Consider the following 19,789-nt stretch of genomic DNA (forward strand, 5'->3'; position numbering starts at 1 on the left):
CGAGTGCCGCGCGCAGCGCGGTGTATCGAGACCAGAGAGGACGCCCCTCGACGGGGCGTCCTCTCTCCGTGGTGGCCTCTCGCCGGCTACAGCTCCAGCGCCGCCGCGATGAGCGCCGTCTGCTCGGCCGCGCTGCGCTTCGAGGAGCCCGTCGCGGGCGAGGCGGATGCCGCGCGCGAGGAGACCAGCAGCTGACGGTCGCCGAGCAGCGGTGCCAGCTCGATCGCCAGGAACGGCCAGGCGCCCTGGTTGGCCGGCTCGTCCTGCACCCACATGACCTCGGCATCCGGGTAGCGCTCGAGGATCGGCAGCAGCTGCTCGGTCGGCAGCGGGTAGTACTGCTCGAGCCGCACGAGCGCGAACGCTCCCGCGTCGCCGCGCTTCTCGACCTCGTTCAGCAGGTCGTAGTGGATCTTGCCGGAGTGCAGCAGCACGCGCTTCACCGTCGACGGGTCCTGGATGCGGGCGTCGTCGATGACGGGCTCGAAGCGGCCCTGCGTGAAGTCGGCCACCTCGCTCGTGGCACCGCGCAGGCGCAGCATCGACTTCGGCGTGAAGACGATGAGCGGACGCCGCGGGCGCGCGTACGCCTGGCGCCGCAGCAGGTGGAAGTACGACGCCGGCGTCGAGGGGCGCGCGATCGTCATGTTGTTCTCCGCCGCGAGCTGCAGGTAGCGCTCGATGCGGGCCGAGGAGTGGTCGGGGCCCTGGCCCTCGTAGCCGTGCGGCAGCAGCATGACGACGCCGGAGCGCTGGCCCCACTTCTGCTCGGCGCTCGAGATGAACTCGTCGATGACCGTCTGGGCGCCGTTCGCGAAGTCGCCGAACTGCGCCTCCCACAGCACCAGCGCATCCGGCCGCTCGACGGAGTAGCCGTACTCGAAGGCGAGCGCCGCGTACTCCGACAGCAGCGAGTCGTAGATCGCGAGCCGGGCCTGGTTGTCGGCGAGGTTGCCGAGCGGCAGCCACTCCTGGCCGTTCTCGCGGTCGTGGAACACCGCGTGGCGCGACACGAAGGTGCCGCGGCGGGCGTCCTGGCCGACGAGGCGCACCGGGGTGCCCTCGAGCAGCAGCGAGCCGAGCGCGATGAGCTCGCCGAAGCCCCAGTCGATCGAGCCGTTGCGGCTCATGTCGAAGCGCTTCTTGAGCAGCTGCTGCAGCTTCGGGTGCACCGTGAAGCCGGCGGGTGGGTTGTCGTGCGCGTCGCCGATGAGCTCGACGACGCCGAGGTCGACGGCCGTCGACGCCGGCTCGCCCGCGCCGGAGTCCTCGCGCTGCTGCGCGACGGGGCGCTCGAGGTCCGCCACGGGGCTCTGGTCGTGCGCGATGACCGGGATGGATCCGGTCTGCGCCGCGTGGGTCTCCGCGAAAGCCCGCTCCAGGCGCTCCTGGAAGTCCTTCTGCGCCTCCTCGAACTCCTCCGGCGTGATGTCGCCGCGACCGACGAGGGCCTCCGTGTAGAGGGTGCGGACGCTGCGCTTGGCCTCGATGAGGTTGTACATGAGCGGCTGCGTCATCGACGGGTCGTCGCCCTCGTTGTGCCCGCGACGGCGGTAGCAGACGAGGTCGATGACGACGTCGCGCTTGAACTTCTGGCGGTAGGCGAAGGCGTGCTCCGCGACGCGCACCACCGCCTCTGGGTCGTCGCCGTTCACGTGGAAGATCGGTGCCTGGATGGTCTTCGCGACATCCGTCGAGTACACCGAGCTGCGCGCATCCTGCGGCGTCGTCGTGAAGCCGACCTGGTTGTTGATGACGAGGTGGATCGTGCCGCCCGTCTTGTAGGCGCGAAGCTGCGACATCTGCAGCGTCTCGACCACGACGCCCTGGCCCGCCATCGAGGCGTCCCCGTGCACGAGGATCGGCAGGGTGCCGAACTGGCCGTCGCCCGTGCGGTCCTGCTTGGCGCGCACGATGCCCTCGAGCACGCCGTTGACGGCCTCGAGGTGCGAGGGGTTCGCGGCGAGGTACACCGGAACCTCCTTGCCGCTCATCGCGGTGAAGGTGCCCTCGGTGCCGAGGTGGTACTTGACGTCTCCCGAGCCCTGCACCGACTTCGGGTCCTGGGTGCCCTCGAACTCGCGGAACACCTGACCGTAGGTCTTTCCCGCGATGTTGGTGAGCACGTTGAGCCGCCCGCGGTGGGCCATGCCGATGGCGACCTCGTCGAGGCCCGCCTCCGCCGCACCCTGCAGGATCTCGTCGAGCAGGGCGATCGTCGACTCGCCTCCCTCGAGGCTGAAGCGCTTCTGGCCCACGTACTTGGTCTGCAGGAAGGTCTCGAAGGCCTCGGCCTCGTTGAGCTTGCCCATGATGCGCAGCTGCTCGTCGTGCGAGGGCTTCTCGTACTTCTGCTCGAGCCGCTCCTGGAACCAGGCGCGCTGCTCGGGGTCCTGGATGTGCATGTACTCGATGCCCACGGTGCGGCAGTAGGAGTCGCGCAGCACGCCGAGGATGTCGCGGAGGAGCGACTGGCGCTTGCCGCCGAAGCCGCCCGTCACGAACTCGCGGTCGAGGTCCCAGAAGGTGAGGCCGTGGCTCGCGATGTCGAGGTCGGGGTGCGAGCGCTGGCGGTACTCGAGCGGGTCGACGTCGGCCATGAGGTGGCCGCGCACGCGGAACGAGTTGATGAGCTCCTGCACGCGGCTCGTCTTGGAGATGCGCTCCGAGAGGTCGACGTTGATGTCCTCGGCCCAGTGGATCGGGTCGTAGGGGATGCGCAGCGCCGCGAAGATGTCGCTGTAGAAGCCGCGCTCGCCGATGAGCAGCTCGTGCACCTTCTTGAGGAACTCGCCCGAACCGGCGCCCTGGATGACGCGGTGGTCGTAGGTGCTCGTGAGCGTGATGGTCTTGCCGATGCCGAGCTCGACGAGCGTCTTCGGGCTCGCGCCCTGGAACGCGGCCGGGTACTCGAGGGCGCCCGCGCCGATGATGCAGCCCTGCCCGCGCATGAGCCGGGGCACGGAGTGCTCGGTGCCGATGCCGCCGGGGTTGGTGAGCGAGATCGTCACGCCCTGGAAGTCGGCGGCCGTGAGCTTGTTCGCCCGGGCACGCGCCACGACATCCTCGTAGGCGGTGAGGAACTCGGCGAAGTTCATGGTGTCGGCGCGCTTGATGCCCGGCACGAGCAGCGAGCGGGTGCCGTCGGGCTTCGGGAGGTCGATCGCGATGCCGAGCGTCACGTGGGCGGGGGCGACGACGGTGGGCTTGCCGTCGTCCTCGCGGTAGAACACGTTCTGGCTGGGGAACTCCTTGAGCGTCTTCACCATGGCCCACGCGATGAGGTGCGTGAACGACACCTTGCCGCCGCGCGCGCGGCGCAGGTGGTTGTTGATGACGATGCGGTTGTCGATCATGAGCTTCGCCGGCACGGTGCGCACACTCGTGGCGGTCGGCACGGTGAGGCTCTGGTCCATGTTCGCGGCGAGGGTCTTCGACATGCCCTTGAGCACGGTGACCGACTCCTCGGGCTCGGTCGTCGCGGGCACGACGGGCGTCGAGGCGGTCGTCGGAGCCTCGGCCGGGATCGGCTGCGGCTTCGCGGGTGCCGAGGTGGTGCGCGCGATGGGGGTCGTCGGGGGAGCGGCCTCGGATGCGGGGGCCGGCTCGGGCGCGGGCGTCGCCGCCGGGGCGGGCGCGGGTGCCGCCGCTGCGGCCGGCTCGGGTGCTGCCGCCGGCGTGGGCTCGGGCGTGGGCGCGGCCGCGGCGGGCGCCGCATCCGGGGTCACGACCGGCAGCACCTGGGTGGGTGTCGGGTCGTCGACCGGGCGGTACGACTCGAGGATCGGCCACCAGCTGCGGTCGACCGACTCCTTGTCGACGAGGTACCGCTCGTACATCTCGTCGACGAGCCATTCGTTGGCTCCGAACTCTCCCGAGGCGTTCTCCTCGGGTGTCACACCTGTGACGGGGTTGGACACAGCCGACCGCCCACTCTCACTACTCGCCGATGCCAGGGATCCGGGTGATCCCCGCTGGTCACACCGACGTCAAGCCTAACCCGGGTACCCGCCGGATGCGGACTCCCGGCGGCACGATCCAGCAAAACAGAAGGCTGCGAACGCGTAGCGTGAGGGTATGCGATTCACGGGACAGGTTCCGGCCCACGATCTGACCTACTCCGACGTGTTCCTCGTGCCCAGCCGCTCGGGGGTGACGAGCCGGCTCTCGGTCGATCTGGCGCCCACCGACGGCACCGGTGCGACCATCCCGATCGTGTCCGCGAACATGAACTCCGTCACCGGCCCGCGCCTCGCGGCGACCCTCGCGCGGCGCGGCGGACTGGGGGTGCTGCCGCAGGACCTGCCGCTGCAGGAGCTGGATGCGGCGATCCGCTGGGTGAAGGCGCAGCCGGTCGGCTGGGACGCCCCCGTCGAGCTGCCCGCGCACACGACCGTGCTCGAGGCGCGGCGCGTGGTGCCGGCGATCTCGGCGGGCGTCATCGTGCTGCGCGCCGAGGACGGCTCCGAGGCCGGATCGGTGCCCGCCGCGCGGCTCGGCACGGCCCTCCCGGATGCGCGACTCGGCGACCTCGTGCACGGCACCGTGGCCTCCCTCGACGCCGACGACCTGACCGGACCGCGCGCCGCCTTCGACCTGCTCGTCGAGGCCGGCCTCGACGTCGCGCTCGTGCGGCACCACGGCCACCTCGTCGGCGCGGTCACGCGCCGCAGCGCGCTGCGGTCGACGCTCTACGCACCCGCGCTCGACGCCGACGGACGTCTGCGGGTGGCCGCGGCCGTCGGCATCAACGGCGACGTTGCGTCGAAGGCGCGCGCGCTCGCCGACGCGGGGGTCGACGTGCTCGTCGTCGACACCGCCCACGGACACCAGGAGGGCATGCTCGCGGCGCTGCGCACCGTCGCCGGGCTCGGCCTCGGCATCCCGATCGCGGCGGGCAACGTCGTCACCGCCGAGGGCGTGCGTGACCTCGTCGAGGCGGGGGCGGACATCCTCAAGGTCGGTGTCGGCCCGGGCGCCATGTGCACGACGCGCATGATGACCGCCGTCGGGCGGCCGCAGTTCTCGGCCGTGCTCGAGACCGCCGAGGCGGCTCGCGCGCTCGGCGCCCACGTGTGGGCGGACGGCGGCGTGCGCTACCCGCGCGATGTCGCGCTCGCGCTCGCCGCGGGGGCGGCATCCGTCATGGTCGGCTCGTGGTTCGCCGGCACCATCGAGGCGCCCGGCCTGCTCGAGACGGATGCGCAGGGCAAGCTCTACAAGGAGAGCTGGGGCATGGCCTCCACGAAGGCCGTGCAGGAGCGCTTCGGGCGGCTCGACCCCTACGAACTGGCGCGCAAGGAGCTGTTCGCGGAGGGCATCTCGAGCTCGAAGATCTACCTCGACCCGCTGCGCCCCTCGCTCGAGGACCTGCTCGACATGATCACCTCGGGTGTGCGCAGCTCCTTCACCTACGCGGGCGCGGCATCCCTCGCCGAGTTCCACGAGCGCGCCGTCGTCGGCTTCCAGTCGGCCGCCGGCTACGAGGAGGGCAAGGCCCTCCCCGTCTCGTGGTGACGGTCTTCTTGTCAAACGCTGCAGCGCTTGGTCACCCGCGGTAGGGATGTGTAGCGCCACTTGCCGAAGACTGGCGCGCGTCGCTCGGCCGGAGGCGCGCGGCCGCGAGCGCCACGTCAGGGGATGACCAGCTCGTGAAGCGTGGACGGGGCAGCCTGGTCGGAAGACCCGCTGCGCGCAGGATGTCGTAGAACTTCGCGGGAGAGTACAACTCGGCAGGTTCCCAGTGGGTGATGCCGTCGACCTCGGGCAGGGCGAGCAGCTCACGGTCGCGCTGCTTCTCGCGACGGAACACCTCATCGGGGGAGCGGCCGCGAAGGAGGGCCGGATCGGTGTACTTCGCCCGCCCGTCGCTCTCGCCCACCCGTCCGAAGGCTCCCCACCACAGGTCCACGCGCCGTCGCCCGCTTGCGGTCGCGAACTCCTTCTGCGGTTCGGGCGGAGGAAACCCGAGAACCGTCGCCCCCACGCGCGAGACCGTCTCGGGGGGAGCTTCGGCCCGGCGGTCGGCGAAGGCGAGTGCCGCGCGTGCCCGCGCAACGCCGCGGCCCCGACCCGCCGCGCGGACGATCTTGGAGATCTCGTCGAGGGTCGTCAGCGGCGCGCGACCGAACGCGGTGCCGAGAGCCGAATCCGCGGCGACCACCGCATCCATGAACGGCAGCATGCGGGCGAGATCCACCACGGTTTGGGCGGGGGAGGTCACGAGGATGCCGTCGAGCTCGACCACGTCGCGGTCGTCGTAGCCGATCGCATGACGGCGGAGTCGTCCGCTCGATCGGCCGCCGGAGGATCGGGGAACGAGCACATCGACGCGCGTCGGCCACGTGCCGAGGATGCGGATCCCCCAGAGCGCGGCGGCGGCGAGGTGCGAGTACACCTGCGGCTCGGCGACCCTCTCGGACGTGCGCAGCACCAGTTCTCGGTGCCGCTCGTGGGGTTCCGCGGTCGTCCATTCCTCGGGGAGCGCGTACTCGCCGGGGCGGACGCGATGGAGTTGCTTGAGGCGGATGAGCGCGGCGACCTGACGGTCCGTGAAGCCCTGGTCGAGCGCTTCGGGGCGGGTGATGCGGTGGAGTCGTGTGTTCATCGCTGTAGCGTCACGCGCACGCCGAGGCCGGCGGAGGGCGGATGCCGCCATCCGTGGATACGCGACCCTGAGTCCGGGTTGGGGAGGAGGGCACGTCGCGCGCCATCTCTTGACGCCGCGCGGCGGCATTGTCTGGCGCGCGAGGGCAAGCGCTGCAGCGTTTGACAACAACGGTCGGGGCTTCGGGCGATCGCCCAGGCGCGGGGGCGGGCGGGCCGCTAGGCTGGCCGATCATGGGTGACCCTCCGTCTTCGACGTCAGAGCCAGACCACAATCCCACGCCGGTGGCCGCCGCAGGGGGTGATGCGCGATGACCACCGAATGGTGGATGTTCATCGCGGGCCTCGTCCTCACGGTCGGCACCGGCTTCTTCGTCGCGAGCGAGTTCGCGCTCGTCAACCTCGACCGGCACGAGCTCGAGGACCGCCAGTCCAAGGGCGAGACGATGCTCGGCCCCACGATCGGGGCGCTCAAGGTCACCTCGACCCACCTCTCCTCCGCGCAGCTCGGCATCACCCTCACGACCCTGCTCGCCGGCTTCACCCTCGAACCCGCGTTCAGCGGATGGCTGCGCCCCCTGTTCGACGCCTGGGGCCTCGGGGCGGCCACCTCGCGCGTCGTCGCGACCATCGTCGCGGTGTCGGTCGCCACGCTGCTGTCGATGATCATCGGCGAACTCGTGCCGAAGAACTTCGCGATGGCGCTGCCGCGTCAGACGGCGAAGGTCGTCATCCCCTTCCAGGTGGTGTTCACCGCCGTCTTCCGGCCGTTCGTCGCCCTGCTCAACGGCACCGCCAACGCCGTGCTCCGCGGCATCGGCATCGAGCCGAAGGAGGAGCTGAGCTCGGCCCGCACCGCCGACGAGCTGAAGAGCCTCGTGCGCCGTTCCGCGAGCGAGGGCGCCCTCGACCGCGACACCGCGACCCTGCTCGCGCGCACCCTCGCCTTCTCCGAGCACACCGCGGCCGACGTCATGACGCCGCGCCCGCGGCTCGCATCCGTCGAACGCACCGACACCGCCGAGACGGTGGTCGAGCTCGCCCGCCGCACCGGCTACTCGCGCTTCCCCGTCGTCGAGGACGACGTCGACGACATCGTCGGCGTCGTGCACGTCAAGCAGGCGGTCGCCGTGCCGCGCGATCGGCGCGCATCCGTTCCCGTCTCCGCGCTGCAGACCGAGGCGCTGCGGGTGCCCGAGACGATGAGACTGGATGTGCTGCTCGGCGAACTGCGCGCGCGCAGCTACCAGCTCGCCGTCGTCGTCGACGAATACGGCGGCACCGCGGGCGTCGCCACCCTCGAAGACCTCGTCGAGGAGCTCGTCGGCGAGGTCTCCGACGAGCACGACCGCTCGCTCGCCGGCGTCGTGCGCAGTCGCGACTGGCTCACCTTCCCCGGCGCGCTCCGGCCCGACGAACTGCTCGAGCGCGCGGGTGTGACCGTGCCCGACGACGGCCCCTACGAGACCGTCGCCGGCTGGATCATGAGCGAGCTCGGTCGCATCCCCGCCGCCGGCGACACCGTCGACATCGACGCCGGCACCTTCCGCGTCGAACGGATGGACGGCCGCCGCATCGACCGGCTGCGGTTCACGCCGCGCCCCGTCGAGACCGACGAGGGGGCCGAGGCATGAGCGGCTCCGACTGGTGGGGCATCGCGTGGCTGTTCATCCTGCTCGCGGTGAACGCCTTCTTCGTCGGCGCCGAGTTCGCCGTCATCTCCGCGCGCCGCTCCCAGATCGAGCCGCGGGCGGAGGCCGGATCGCGCGCCGCCCGCACCGCGCTCTGGGCCATGGAGCACGCGACCCTCATGCTCGCGACGAGCCAGCTCGGCATCACCGTCTGCTCGCTGCTCATCCTCAACGTCTCCGAGCCGGCCATCCACCACCTGCTCGAGGTGCCGTTCGGGCTCACCGGATGGCCCGAGGAGGTCATCGGCACGGTCTCGTTCATCGTCACCCTCGTGCTCGTGTCGTTCCTGCACGTGGTGTTCGGCGAGATGGTGCCGAAGAACATCTCCTTCTCGGTGCCCGACCGCTCCGTGCTGCTGCTCGCCACCCCGCTGGTCGCCGTCGCCACCGTGTTCCGCCCCATCATCCGGGCCCTCAACGCGACCGCCAACGGTGTGCTGCTGCTGTTCCGGGTGCAGCCGAAGAACGAGGCCACGAGCGCCTTCACGGTCGAGGAGGTCGAGCTCATCGTGCGCACCTCCACGCGCGAGGGCGTGCTCACCGACACCACCGGCACCCTCAGCAATGCCTTCGAGTTCACGACCAAGAAGGTGAAGGATGTCGCGGTCGGCATGGACGAGCTCGTCACCCTGCCCGAGGACGCCGCCCCCGCGGACGTCGACCGCGCGGTCGCCCAGCACGGCTTCAGCCGCTACGTGCTCGTCGACGAGGCCGGCGAGCCGACCGGGTACGTGCACCTGAAGGACGTCATCGACCTCGACGACGACGAGTACACCGAGCCGGTGCCGCCCAAGCGCATCCGCCAGCTCATCTCGCTCTATCGCGGGATGGAGCTCGAGGACGCCCTCGCGACCCTCCGCCGCGCCGGCAGCCACGTGGCGCGCGTGTTCGACCAGAACGGAGCCACCCGCGGCGTGCTCTTCCTCGAGGACATCATCGAGGAGCTCGTCGGAGAGGTGCAGGACGCGACCCGTCGCAACCCGGGCTGAACCGCCCGCTTCCCCCGGCCCGCATCCGCCTCTGGCAGGCGGGGACGCGGCCTGGAAGCTCATGCCCTCTATGCGCGCAGTCGTAGCTGACCGTCAGATAGTCGAGGGGGCTCCTTCACGGGTGGACCCGTCTCGCAACCGCCGTCGGAGGCTGCCCCTACTTTCGGGTAGTGCGTTCATAGGCGGATGCTGAGACACTCGCTGTGGATCCGCGCGCTACCCGAAAGGCGTCACCATGTCATCCGAGCCCACCGAACCGATTGACACCTGGTTCGAGACCCAGTTCCGGGAAAAGTACCAGGAGCACGCTGACAAGCTCGGCCGATTCAACCTCGCGATCTTCGGAAAGACAGGTGTCGGCAAGTCGACGCTCATCAATGCTGTCTTCGGCGAGGATGTCGCGGCGACGGGCATTGGGCGACCTGTCACTATGGACAGCCATCTTTACCTCAGCAGCGCGGACTTCCTCGGCATCTATGACACCCGTGGCGTCGAGATTGGTGACGACTCCGACACCATCATCAAAGCTCTCGAGGAACTGATTCACGAGAACCGCAAGAAGCCGCTGTCCGACCAGATTCACGCGGCTTGGTACTGCGTGCGTGCGATGGATCGCCGCTTCGAGCCGACCGAAGCGGAGTTCATTCGGCGTCTTGGCGAGCTGGATCTCCCCGTCATCGTGGTGCTGACACAAGTCCCCGCGCGCGACGGTCAGCGGCATGCGCACGCCATTGCGATGGCCGACGAGATCGCGAAGGAGAACCTCCCGATCGAGGGAGAGCCGATAATGCTGATGGCCATGGCCGACGAGTTCACGGGCCAGACCCAGCACGGCCTCGAGGAACTTCTCGATGCCACGTTTCGCGTCGTTCCGGAGGCGGTTCGAGACGCGTTGATCGCGGCACAGAAGATCGACTTGGCGCGCAAGCGTACCAAGGCGACGACAGCGATCGGCGCCGCTATTGGGACGGCTGGCGGTATCGGCGGAATTCCCATCCCCTTCTCTGACGCGTTGCTCCTCGCACCACTGCAAGTGGGCCTCATCGCGTCTATCTCGGCGATCTACGGAATCAAGCCGGACAAAGCGGCCATGGCGGCGACCTTGATGCCTGTCATCGCGACTAACGCGGGCAAGGCCGCCGTCGTCGGACTACTCAAGCTCATCCCTGTCGGCGGCTCTATCGTGGGCGGCATCATCAGTGGTGTCACGGCAGGCGCCATCACGGGAGCGATCGGGTACGCCTGGGCGGCAGTGTGCGAGCGCCTTGTCGAAGGTGGTGACGAGGCGCTCGACGGCGACGCTCTGGGCGCGTTGTTCAATGCGGAGTTTCTGTCTCAGTTCACCAAACTGATGCCCGCGAAAACCACAGCGAAGTGAGAAAAAGTTGAGCGAATACGGTCCTTCCGCGAGTGGGTGGTATCCAGATCCAGTCACGGGCGGCGCGAGGTACTGGGACGGCTCGCGCTGGACGGGTGACGCCAGGCCGCGGCGTAGGCCGTTCGCTGCGGCCTCGCACGAGACCACGTGGGCGACCGTCGTCACTGGCACGGGCGGAGGGTTCAGTCTGTTGATGATCCTCGGGTTCGCCGAGTCGCAGAACGCCATCTATCTAGTCCTGGGGATCGTCGTGCTGTTGGTCGCGGGGGCGGCCTGCGTTTATTTCCTTCGCGGTCAAGGTCCGACCACACAAGAGGTCGAGACTCGCCTCGCAGAGGAGCGCAAGGTGGCGGCGGCGAAGAGGCGAAGGGCGAACGCGTGGGGGATCGTGGCGGGCATCGAGCGGGTGATTCGACCTCGATCGACAGCGACTAATGCGGAGTCTGCTGCCGCCGCACAGATCGACGCGCTCTCCGATCCGGCAACCGCGCAGGCGATCCAGAACCTGCAGAAGCTGCTCTACACGCGGGCAATCACGGATGCAGAGTTCGAGGCCGCGAAGAACAAGATCGTGGGGCGAGTGGATGACCAGTACTCGCAGATCCTGAAGCTCGCCGAGTTGCACGAGGCCGGCATCTTGGGCGATGTCGAGTTTGCGGCGGCCAAGTCGCGCGTGCTCGGCCTGTAGCCTCGCACGTCAGGACGGAGCTCGGACTTGAAGTTCCTCTACCCGGCTTGGGGAACCCTCTCCTGAGTTGCGAGACTGCCCGTCCTCAACGCCAGCGAGCGCGGAGGTACTGCGGCGGCCAGTAGGGGAGGTCGACGCCCAGCTCGTGGGCGGCGCGGAGCGGGAAGTGCGGGTCGCGCAGCAGCTCGCGGCCGAGCAGCACGGCATCCGCTCGGCCCTCGCGGATGACGGCATCCGCCTGGGCGGGGGTCGTGATGAGGCCCACCGCGGCGACCGGCACCTCGGCGTCCTCGCCGACCGACTCGGCCAGGTGCACCTGGTAGCCCGGGCCGAGGGGGATGCGGGCGCCGGCGACGAGGCCGCCCGAGGAGATGTCGAACAGGTCGGCGCCGGCCTCGCGTGCCCAGGCGGCGACCGTGGCGGTCTGCTCGGGATCCCAGCCGTCCTCCACCCAGTCGGTGGCGGAGAAGCGCACGAGCACGGGCAGCTCCGGGCCGACCGCCTCGCGCACCGCGCGCACCACCTCGAGCAGCAGGCGGGCGCGGTGCTCGAGCGGACCGCCGTAGGCGTCGTCGCGCCGGTTCGAGAGCGGGGAGAGGAACTGGTGCAGCAGGTAGCCGTGGGCGGCGTGCACCTCGACGAGGCCGAAACCGGCGCGCACGGCGCGGACCGCGGCATCCGCGAAGGCCCGCACGACGTCCGGCAGCTCGGCGAGCTCGAGCGCGCGCGGCTCCGCGTAGCCCTCGAAGGCGATCGCCGACGGGGCGAGAGTCTGCCAGCCGCCCTCGTCGAACGGCACCGAGCCGTCCCGCTCATCGCCCCACACCGAGAACGTCGAGGCCTTGCGGCCGGCGTGCGCGAGCTGGATGCCGGGGATCGCGCCCTGGCCGCGCACGAAGTCCGCGATCCGCGACCAGGCGGCCTCCTGCGCCTCGTTCCACAGTCCGGTGTCCTCGGGCGAGATGCGGCCCTCCGGCGCGACGGCGGTGGCCTCGGCGATCACGAGCCCTGAGCCGCCGCGGGCGAGCGAGCCGAGGTGCACGAGGTGCCAGTCGGTCGGCACGCCGTCGCGCGCCGGCACCGAGTACTGGCACATCGGCGCGACCCACAGCCGGTTGCGGAAGGTCGTTCCGCGCAGGGTGAGCGGGTCGAACAGGCCGGGCATCAGGCCTCCGCCGCGAGCGAGTCGAGGAAGCCGCGCAGCTCGGCGACGCCCGTGAAGACGTGACCGGTGGCCCCGAGTGCGGTGGCGCCCTCGACGTTGACGGCCTTGTTGTCGATGAACACGAGCTGCGCGGGCTCGATGCCCAGCTCGGAGGTCACGTGCCGGTAGATCTCGGCGTCCGGTTTCAGCATCCCGAGCTCCGCGCTCACGAAGATGCGCTCGAAGAGGGTGGCGAAGGGGGCGTTCCGGAAGGCGTCGCCGAAGTCGAAGCCCGCGTTCGAGAGCAGCGCGATGCGCGTGCCGCCGTCGTGCAGCTCCTGCAGCACGCGCACGGTTCCGGGCTCGACGCTGATCCAGCTGCGGAAGTCGATCGCCCAGAGCCGCTGCACCGTGGGCAGATCCCAGCTGACGCCGAGCTCGTCGGCCACCGCCCTCCAGTACTCCACGACGCGCAGCTCGCCCTTGTCGAGTGCGTCGCGGTGGCGCCAGTAGACGGGCCAGAACGCCTCGGCCGTCTGCGAGGCGGTGCCGAGCAGGGCGAGACGGTCGTGCTCGCTCTGCGACATCGAGATCACCTCGCCGTAGTCGAAGACGACCACCCGGTCGGGGATGCGGATGGGACCATGACCTCCGGAGTTCACCTCGCCAAACTATCGTGGCCGCATGGACGCATCGTTCGGCCCCGAGCAGGCGGCCCGGTGGATCGCCGTGCCGGGCCCGGCGGACGACAAGTACTCGCGCGGCGTGGTCGGCTTCGTGACGGGCTCGGCACGCTACCCGGGCGCCGCCGTGCTGGGGGTCGAGGCGGCGTTGCGCACCGGCGTCGGCATGGCGCGCTACCTCGGCGCGGGTCGCCCGACGCGGCTCGTGTTGCAGCGCCGGCCCGAGGCGGTCACGGCGGAGGGGCGCGTGCAGGCGTGGGTCGTGGGCTCTGGCCAGGATCCCGACGACGTCGACGAGCTCACCGCGGCGCTGCGTGAGCGGGCACTCGCCGACCCCGTGCCGACGGTGCTCGACGCCGGCGCACTGTCGTTCGCGGGCCGCGCGACCGGCACCCGCGTGCTCACCCCGCACGCCGGCGAGCTCGCCCGCCTGCTCGGTCGCGACCGCGCCGAGGTCGAGGCGGATGCCGCCGGCGCCGCCCTCGAGGCCGCCTCCCGCCTCTCGGCGGTCGTGCTGCTGAAGGGCCACACCACGTATGTCGCGGATGCCGACGGCGGCCTGCTGAGCGCCGCATCCGCCCCCGCCTGGACGGCGACCGCAGGCACCGGAGACGCGCTCGCCGGCATCCTGGGCGCGCTGCTCGCGACGCACGCACTCGAGCTCGAGGCCGACCCGGGCATCGCCGCGCCCCTCGCCGCGACCGCCGCCGTGCTGCACGGCCTCGCCGCCGAGCGGGCGAGCGGCGGCGGCCCCTTCACCGTGCTCGACCTCTGCGCCGAGTTGCCCGCCACGATCCGTTCCCTCCTCGCGGGGTAGTCAAACGCTGTAGCGGCCGGCCCCCCGCGCCGGCAACTGCTGCCGCGCGTGGAGAACCGCTACAGCGTTTGACCGGAACTCACGGGGCGAGGCGGGCGAGGAACTCGCGGGTGCGCGGGTGTCGGGGGGACGTGAAGAGCTCGGCGGGCGGGCCCTGCTCGACGACCACGCCGCCGTCGAGGAACAGCACGTGGTTCGCGACGTCGCGCGCGAACGCCATCTCGTGCGTCGCCATGAGGATCGTGGCGCCGTCGGAGGCGAGCTCGCGCACGAGCTCCAGCACCTCGCCCACGAGTTCGGGGTCGAGCGCCGAGGTGATCTCGTCGAGCAGCAGCACCTCGGGGTCGGTCGCGATCGCCCGCACGATGGCGGCGCGCTGCTGCTGGCCGCCCGAGAGCCGGTCGGGATGCTCCCGCGCCTTGTCGGCGAGCCCGATGCGCTCGAGCAGCGCCATCGCGCGCTCCTCGGCCTCGCCGCGGGGCACCCGGTGCACGACACGGGATGCCAGGGTCACGTTGTCGAGCACCGAGAGGTGCGGGAACAGGTTGTAGGCCTGGAACACCGCCCCGAACCGCGCCCGCACGCGGTTGCCGTCGACGCGGGGGTCGGAGATGTCCTCCTCGCCGAGGAAGATCTGGCCGTCGTCGATGGGCTCGAGCAGCCCGAGGCAGCGCAGCAGCGTCGACTTGCCGGAGCCGCTCGACCCGATGAGCGCGACCACCTCGTGCCGCGCGAGGGCCACATCCACGCCGCGCAGCACCTCGCGCTCGCCGAACGCCTTCCAGAGGCCCTCGGCCCGCAGCACCGCGCTCACAGCGCCGACCCCGTCTGCTCGCGCTCGCGCAGCCGCGCCGTGTACCAGTCGGCGAGCCGGATGCTGGGGATCGCGAGCAGGATGAACAGGATGCCCGCGACGATGTACGGCGTGAAGTTGTACGTCTGCGAGGCCTCGATGTTCGCCGCGCGCACGGCGTCCACGGCCCCCAGGATCGAGACGAGCCCCACATCCTTCTGCATCGAGATGAAGTCGTTCATGAGCGGCGGCGTCATCTTGCGCAGCGCCTGCGGCAGCACGATGCGCCGCAGCGTCTGCACGTAGCCGAGCCCGAGGGCGCGCGCCGCGAGTCGCTGCGAGGGGTGCACCGCCTCGATGCCGGCCCGGATCACCTCCGACACGTACGCCGAGTAGGTGAGCGTGATGGCGAGCACACCGAGCCAGAGGGGAGGGATGCGGGCCTGCAGGATCGTCGGCAGGCCGAAGCCGATAAGGTAGGCGACGATGATGAACGGCAGTCCGCGGAAGATGTCGGTGTAGGCGGCGACGAGCGCGCGCACCGGGAAGAACACGGGGCCGCGCAGCGTCCGCAGCGAGGCGAGCAGCAGCGCGCTGATGCCGACGGTGACGACCGAGATGCCGAGCACCTGCAGGTTGAAGAGGAAGCCGTCCCACACCCGGGGGAGGGAGCGCAGCGCGATCTCCGGATTGAAGAACGCCTGCTGCACGGCCGCCCAGCCGGGGGTGTTGACGACGGTCGCCCACACGAGCACCGCGAACACCAGGGTGGAGGCGATCGCGAGCAGCACCGAGCGCCGCTCGCGGGCGCGGCGGAAGGCGCGACGTTCGACCTCGAGCCGACTCGGCTCGTGGGGAGCCGGTCGGCTCGAGGCCGGAACGGAGGAACTCACGGTGACGACGCTAGCGGGCGCCGGCTACTGCAGCTGCGGGACGCCCTCGCTGAGCACCGACAGCCACTTGTCCTGCAGCTCGGCGAGGGTGCCGTCCTCGCGGAGCTTGTCGACGGCCGCCGTGACGGCCGGCGTCAGCGGCGAGTCCTTCGCCAGCAGCAGGCCCCACTGGTCGGGCACGCCTGCGGCGGGGAGCTCGCCGACGAGGAAGGCGTTCTCGATGTAGAAGTTGGCGGCGACGTAGGCGGTCGGCAGGTCGAGCACGAGCGCGTCGATCTGACCCGCGTTGAGCGCCGCGACGGCGTCCTCGTTGGAGTTGTACAGCTGCGGGTCGCTGTCGGGCTCGATGGCCTTCTCGATCGTGGTCGCGCTCGTCGAGCCGGCCATCGCACCGAGCACGAGGGGCTTGAGGTCGGCGATCGACGCGACACCGTCGGCCGCGCCGCCCTTCAGCGCCACGATCGCCTGGCTCGCCTCGAAGTACGGGCTCGAGAAGTCGACCGCCTGCTTGCGCTCGTCGGTGATCGTGTACTGCTGGATGTTGAAGTCGAAGGTCTTCGGCCCGGGCGCGATGGCCGCCTCGAAGCTCGTGCGCACCCAGACGACGTCCTCCGGGGCGAAGCCGAGCTCCGCGGCGACCGCGTACGCGACCGCCGCCTCGAAGCCCTCGCCGGATTCCGGATTGTCGTCGATCACGTAGGGCTCGTAGGCGGTCTCGCCGGTCGCGATGGTGAGCTTGCCGGGCGTGATGTAGCCCTCGTCGGCGCCGTCGGACGACGGGGCGTCGCTCGCGCAGGCGGCGAGGCTGAGGGCGATCGCGGCCGCCGAGGCCACGGCGGCCAGGCGGGTGCGGATGCGGGTCATGGGGGCCTCCAGATGCTGTGTCGGGACCTCCATCTTCCCGTGCCCGGTCGGCGCGCGCTGCCTCGCCGCGTCATGCGGTGTCATGCGCGCCGGTACGCTGGAATCCATGACGGATGCGGCGACCGGCTCCGGCATCCGGTCCCGCGTCGCGTCCGTCGCGTCGCATCCCGCGGTGCTGTGGGCGGCCTTCGTGCTCGTGCATCTCGTGCTCGGCCTCATCTGCCTCACGCATCCGAGCCTGCCGATGGGCGACGTCACGATCGTCTACGAGTACTGGATGCGGCAGGGGCTCGAGGCCGACGTCTGGGTCGGCATCGACACGGCCTGGGTCTATCCGCTGCTCGCGATCGTGCCGATGGCGGCGTCGGCCGTGTTCGGCTGGACGTTCTACGCGAGCACCTGGCTGAGCCTCGTGATGGCGGTCGACGCGGCCGCCTTCGCGGTGCTGCTGCACCGCGGTCGACCCGAGCGGGCGACGGCCCCCGTGGCGTGGTGGTGGCTCGCGTTCCTGGCGGCGGTGGGACCCGTCGCGCTCGGCCGGATCGACTCCTTCGCGACCGCCGTGGCGATCGTGGGGGTGCTCGTCATCGTCGGTCGTCCCGTGCTCGGCTCGGTGCTGCTCTCGATCGCGGCGTGGATCAAGGTGTGGCCCGCGGCGCTCGTCGCAGGGGCGGTCATCGCGCTGCGGCAGCGGGTGACGGTGCTCACCGCCGCGGTCGCGACGAGCGCCGTGGTGCTGCTGATCGGCCTCATCCTGGGTGGCGGCACCGGGCTGCTGAGCTTCATCACGCAGCAGAGCGGCCGCGGTCTACAGATCGAGTCGCCGCTCGCGATCGTCGCGATGTGGACGGCGTGGGCGCACGGCGGCACCTCGATCTACTACGACCGGCAGATCCTGACGTTCCAGCTCCAGGGTCCGGGCACCGAGTTCGCCGCGAGCCTCTCGACGCCCCTGCTGGCCCTCGCCGTCGGCGCCGTCGCCGCGCTCGGCGTGGTCGGTGCCGTGCGACGGCGTCCGTCCGCCGTGCTGCTGCCCCCGCTGCTGCTCGCGCTGACCGCCGTGCTCATCCTGTTCAACAAGGTCGGCTCGCCGCAGTTCGCCGGCTGGCTCGCCGCGCCCGTGCTGTTCGGACTCGTCACCGCACGGCTCGAGGGCGGGCGATCCTTCCGCGTGCCCGCGATCCTCGCGCTCGTGATCGGGGCGCTCACCCAGGTGGTGTACCCGTACCTGTACGGGAAGCTTCTGGGCCTCGACACGGTTGTCCTCATCGCGCTGACCGCGCGCAACGTGTTCTACGTCATCCTCGTCGGCTGGGCCGTGACGGCCCTCGTCGACGCCGTCAGATCGGATTCCGAGCCCTCGTGACCGCCGCGCCTCCCGTGCTCTCGCCCGCCCGCACCCGTCTCGCGCTGCTCGCGCTCGCCCTCGGCGGATTCGGGATCGGCGCGACCGAGTTCGTCGCCATGGGCCTGCTGCCGCAGATCGCGCAGGACCTGCTGCCGGGCGTCTGGGCCTCGTCCTCGGATGACGCGATCGCCCAGGCGGGCGTCATGATCGCCGCCTACGCCCTCGGCGTCGTGGTGGGCGCGCCGACCATCGCGGTGTTCGCGGCCCGGGTGCCGCGCCGCATCATCCTGCTCGCGCTGACGGTCGCGTTCACCCTCGGCACGGTCGCCTCGGCGCTCGCGCCCACCTTCGGGCTCGTCGTGCTGTTCCGTTTCGTCGCGGCGCTGCCGCACGGCGCGTACTTCGGCATCGCCGCCCTCGTGGCGGCCTCGCTCATGGGCCCGGGCAAGCGCGGCCAGGGTGTCGCGCTCGTGCTCTCGGGTCTCACGGTCGCGAACGTCGTGGGCGTGCCGCTCATCACGGCGCTCGGGCAGTCGGCCGGCTGGCGCATCGCGTATCTCGTGGTCGCCGCGATCTTCGCGGCGTCCGTGGTCGCCATCCGCCTCACCGTGCCGACGCAGCCGGGCGACCCGGATGCGACGCCGCGTCGCGAGCTCGGCGCCTTCGCGCGCCCCGCGGTGTGGTTCGCGCTGCTCACCGGTTCGGTGGGCTTCGCGGGCTTCTTCGCGGTCTACAGCTACGTCGCCCCGCTCACGACCGAGGTCACGGGGCTGCCCGAGTCGGCCGTGCCGTGGGCGCTCGTCACGCTGGGCGTGGGCATGACGCTCGGCAACCTGCTGGGGGGTTGGGCGGCGGATCGCGGGGTGCTGCGGGCGTTGTTCCTGTGCTTCGGCGTGTTCGCGGTCGTGCTGCTCGGCCTCGCGCTGACGGCGGCGCAGCCGCTCGGCCTGTTCGGCTTCCTGTTCGGGGTCGGTGGCGCGGCGGCGGCGCTCTCGCCGGCCATCCAGACCCGTCTCATGGACGTCGCGGGCGACAGCCAGACCCTCGCGGCGGCCGTCAACCACTCCGCGCTCAACATCGGCAACGCGCTCGGCGCGTTCCTCGGCGGCGCCGTGATCGCGGCCGGCTGGGGCTACCTCGCGCCCACCTGGCTCGGCCTCGTGCTCTGCGCCCCGGGCATCCTGCTCGCCCTCGCGGGCGCCTGGGTCACCTCGCGCAGGTAGCGGATCAGAAGGAGCCGGTGGGGGCGTCCTGGATGAGGATGCCGTCCTGGATGGCGCGACGGCGCAGGGCCACCTTGGTGCCCACGTCGATGCCCGCCACACGGTACTTCTCGCGGATGCGCTTGAGGTAGCTCTTGGCGGTCTCCTCCGAGATGCCGAGCTGGTAGGCGACCGACTTGACGGGCTCGCCGCCGCCGTAGAGCGCCATGACACGGCGCTCCTGCGCCGAGAGCTTGGGGGCGCCGCCGATGTCGGAGGCGTTGATCGCGAGGTCGAGCTCGGCCGAGACGAAGCTCTCGCCCTGCGCTGCCGCGCGGATCGCCTCCACGATCATCTCGGCATCCTCGCTCTTCACGAGATACCCGAGTGCGCCGGCCGCGAGCGCCTCGCGCACGACGTTCGGCTCCGAGTAGGTGCTCATGAGCACGACGCGCACGCCCGTCGACTTGAGGGCCGAGATCTTCACGGCGACCGGGATGTTGTCCTTGAGGTCGAGGTCCAGCAGCACGACGTCGACGGGGAACGAGGGGTGCGTGAGCAGCTCGGGCCAGGTCGCGAGCTCGGCGACGACGTCGATCTCGTCGGTGGCGTTCCGGATCCAGTTCGCGAGTCCGCTCAGGATCATGCGGTGGTCGTCGACGACGGCGAGTCGGATGGGGGCTGCCATCTGCG

16 protein-coding genes and 1 pseudogene are annotated in these 19,789 nt (G+C 70.9%); 9 read left to right on the forward strand and 8 right to left on the reverse strand.

Annotated elements, in window-relative coordinates:
* Positions 1 to 86: 86 nt before the first annotated feature.
* On the reverse strand, positions 87 to 3,920 hold the full coding sequence (locus D7I47_RS11045) for a multifunctional oxoglutarate decarboxylase/oxoglutarate dehydrogenase thiamine pyrophosphate-binding subunit/dihydrolipoyllysine-residue succinyltransferase subunit (protein ID WP_120763101.1): 3,834 nt from the start codon (positions 3,918 to 3,920) through the stop codon (positions 87 to 89).
* A 157-nt stretch (positions 3,921 to 4,077) separates the two neighbouring features.
* On the opposite strand from D7I47_RS11045, the gene guaB1 reads away from it, so the two are divergent.
* On the forward strand, positions 4,078 to 5,517 hold the full coding sequence (gene guaB1 / locus D7I47_RS11050; protein WP_120763102.1) for a GMP reductase: 1,440 nt from the start codon (positions 4,078 to 4,080) through the stop codon (positions 5,515 to 5,517).
* 31 nt (positions 5,518 to 5,548) lie between these two features.
* Here guaB1 and D7I47_RS11055 read toward each other — a convergent pair whose 3' ends face one another.
* The gene (locus tag D7I47_RS11055; protein ID WP_120763103.1) at positions 5,549 to 6,607 is read right to left on the reverse strand and encodes a hypothetical protein; all 1,059 of its coding nucleotides are present in this window, start codon (positions 6,605 to 6,607) and stop codon (positions 5,549 to 5,551) included.
* Between the two features lie 310 nt (positions 6,608 to 6,917).
* Here D7I47_RS11055 and D7I47_RS11060 point away from each other — a divergent pair, with 310 nt between their 5' ends.
* From D7I47_RS11060 to D7I47_RS11075, 5 genes and pseudogenes are all read left to right on the forward strand, one after another.
* Positions 6,918 to 8,240, forward strand: a complete 1,323-nt coding sequence (locus D7I47_RS11060; protein ID WP_193726434.1) for a hemolysin family protein — start codon at positions 6,918 to 6,920, stop codon at positions 8,238 to 8,240.
* On the forward strand, positions 8,237 to 9,286 hold the full coding sequence (locus D7I47_RS11065; protein WP_120763105.1) for a hemolysin family protein: 1,050 nt from the start codon (positions 8,237 to 8,239) through the stop codon (positions 9,284 to 9,286). The genes D7I47_RS11060 and D7I47_RS11065 overlap by 4 nt, the downstream gene beginning before the upstream one ends.
* Positions 9,287 to 9,521: 235 nt before the next feature.
* On the forward strand, positions 9,522 to 10,664 hold the full coding sequence (locus D7I47_RS11070; RefSeq protein ID WP_120763106.1) for a GTPase: 1,143 nt from the start codon (positions 9,522 to 9,524) through the stop codon (positions 10,662 to 10,664).
* A gap of 7 nt (positions 10,665 to 10,671) precedes the next feature.
* A pseudogene (locus D7I47_RS15270) lies at positions 10,672 to 10,749 on the forward strand (DUF2510 domain-containing protein); the annotation flags it as partial.
* A gap of 108 nt (positions 10,750 to 10,857) precedes the next feature.
* The gene (locus tag D7I47_RS11075) at positions 10,858 to 11,352 is read left to right on the forward strand and encodes an SHOCT domain-containing protein (RefSeq protein ID WP_227000983.1); all 495 of its coding nucleotides are present in this window, start codon (positions 10,858 to 10,860) and stop codon (positions 11,350 to 11,352) included.
* Between the two features lie 85 nt (positions 11,353 to 11,437).
* On the opposite strand, the gene D7I47_RS11080 is transcribed toward D7I47_RS11075, so the two are convergent.
* Positions 11,438 to 12,517 carry an NADH:flavin oxidoreductase/NADH oxidase gene (locus D7I47_RS11080; RefSeq protein ID WP_120763108.1) on the reverse strand — a complete coding sequence of 360 codons (1,080 nt, stop codon included), beginning with the start codon at positions 12,515 to 12,517 and terminating at the stop codon, positions 11,438 to 11,440.
* A complete protein-coding gene (locus D7I47_RS11085) occupies positions 12,517 to 13,158 on the reverse strand; it encodes an HAD family hydrolase (RefSeq protein WP_227000639.1) in 642 nt (213 codons plus the stop codon). Before D7I47_RS11085 ends, D7I47_RS11080 begins: the two co-directional genes overlap by 1 nt.
* A 22-nt stretch (positions 13,159 to 13,180) precedes the next feature.
* On the opposite strand from D7I47_RS11085, the gene D7I47_RS11090 reads away from it, so the two are divergent.
* Entirely contained in the window at positions 13,181 to 13,996 is an 816-nt protein-coding gene (locus tag D7I47_RS11090) for an ADP-dependent NAD(P)H-hydrate dehydratase (RefSeq protein ID WP_120763109.1), read from the forward strand.
* Positions 13,997 to 14,075: 79 nt separating this feature from the next.
* Here the strand turns inward: D7I47_RS11090 and D7I47_RS11095 are convergent, their stop codons facing one another.
* The 3 genes from D7I47_RS11095 to D7I47_RS11105 are packed head-to-tail and all read right to left on the reverse strand — an operon-like array spanning position 14,076 to position 16,546.
* Complete coding sequence (locus D7I47_RS11095; protein WP_120763110.1) at positions 14,076 to 14,810, reverse strand: amino acid ABC transporter ATP-binding protein; 735 nt, start codon at positions 14,808 to 14,810, stop codon at positions 14,076 to 14,078.
* On the reverse strand, positions 14,807 to 15,682 hold the full coding sequence (locus D7I47_RS11100) for an amino acid ABC transporter permease (protein WP_227000640.1): 876 nt from the start codon (positions 15,680 to 15,682) through the stop codon (positions 14,807 to 14,809). Before D7I47_RS11100 ends, D7I47_RS11095 begins: the two co-directional genes overlap by 4 nt.
* A 24-nt stretch (positions 15,683 to 15,706) precedes the next feature.
* Positions 15,707 to 16,546 carry an ABC transporter substrate-binding protein gene (locus D7I47_RS11105; RefSeq protein WP_120763111.1) on the reverse strand — a complete coding sequence of 280 codons (840 nt, stop codon included), beginning with the start codon at positions 16,544 to 16,546 and terminating at the stop codon, positions 15,707 to 15,709.
* Positions 16,547 to 16,652: 106 nt separating this feature from the next.
* On the opposite strand from D7I47_RS11105, the gene D7I47_RS11110 reads away from it, so the two are divergent.
* Positions 16,653 to 17,912 (forward strand): glycosyltransferase 87 family protein, encoded by a 1,260-nt coding sequence (locus D7I47_RS11110; protein WP_157981711.1) that lies wholly within the window; start codon positions 16,653 to 16,655, stop codon positions 17,910 to 17,912.
* Positions 17,909 to 19,117, forward strand: coding sequence for an MFS transporter (locus D7I47_RS11115; RefSeq protein ID WP_227000642.1), 1,209 nt, complete (start codon positions 17,909 to 17,911; stop codon positions 19,115 to 19,117). Before D7I47_RS11110 ends, D7I47_RS11115 begins: the two co-directional genes overlap by 4 nt.
* A gap of 4 nt (positions 19,118 to 19,121) precedes the next feature.
* Here D7I47_RS11115 and D7I47_RS11120 read toward each other — a convergent pair whose 3' ends face one another.
* Entirely contained in the window at positions 19,122 to 19,784 is a 663-nt protein-coding gene (locus D7I47_RS11120) for a response regulator transcription factor (protein ID WP_120763113.1), read from the reverse strand.
* Positions 19,785 to 19,789 lie beyond the last annotated feature (5 nt).

The sequence above is a fragment of the Protaetiibacter intestinalis genome (assembly GCF_003627075.1).
GTDB classification, from domain to species: Bacteria; Actinomycetota; Actinomycetes; order Actinomycetales; family Microbacteriaceae; genus Homoserinibacter; species Homoserinibacter intestinalis.

Coding starts and splice junctions, on each gene's coding strand:
- D7I47_RS11110 (WP_157981711.1), top strand. CDS start 16,653: ATGACGGATGCGGCGACCGGCTCCGGCATCCGGTCCCGCGTCGCGTCC.
- D7I47_RS11105 (WP_120763111.1), bottom strand. CDS start 16,546: ATGACCCGCATCCGCACCCGCCTGGCCGCCGTGGCCTCGGCGGCCGCG.
- D7I47_RS11120 (WP_120763113.1), bottom strand. CDS start 19,784: ATGGCAGCCCCCATCCGACTCGCCGTCGTCGACGACCACCGCATGATC.
- D7I47_RS11080 (WP_120763108.1), bottom strand. CDS start 12,517: ATGCCCGGCCTGTTCGACCCGCTCACCCTGCGCGGAACGACCTTCCGC.
- D7I47_RS11060 (WP_193726434.1), top strand. CDS start 6,918: ATGACCACCGAATGGTGGATGTTCATCGCGGGCCTCGTCCTCACGGTC.
- D7I47_RS11090 (WP_120763109.1), top strand. CDS start 13,181: ATGGACGCATCGTTCGGCCCCGAGCAGGCGGCCCGGTGGATCGCCGTG.
- D7I47_RS11075 (WP_227000983.1), top strand. CDS start 10,858: ATGATCCTCGGGTTCGCCGAGTCGCAGAACGCCATCTATCTAGTCCTG.
- D7I47_RS11055 (WP_120763103.1), bottom strand. CDS start 6,607: ATGAACACACGACTCCACCGCATCACCCGCCCCGAAGCGCTCGACCAG.
- guaB1 (WP_120763102.1), top strand. CDS start 4,078: ATGCGATTCACGGGACAGGTTCCGGCCCACGATCTGACCTACTCCGAC.
- D7I47_RS11070 (WP_120763106.1), top strand. CDS start 9,522: ATGTCATCCGAGCCCACCGAACCGATTGACACCTGGTTCGAGACCCAG.
- D7I47_RS11065 (WP_120763105.1), top strand. CDS start 8,237: ATGAGCGGCTCCGACTGGTGGGGCATCGCGTGGCTGTTCATCCTGCTC.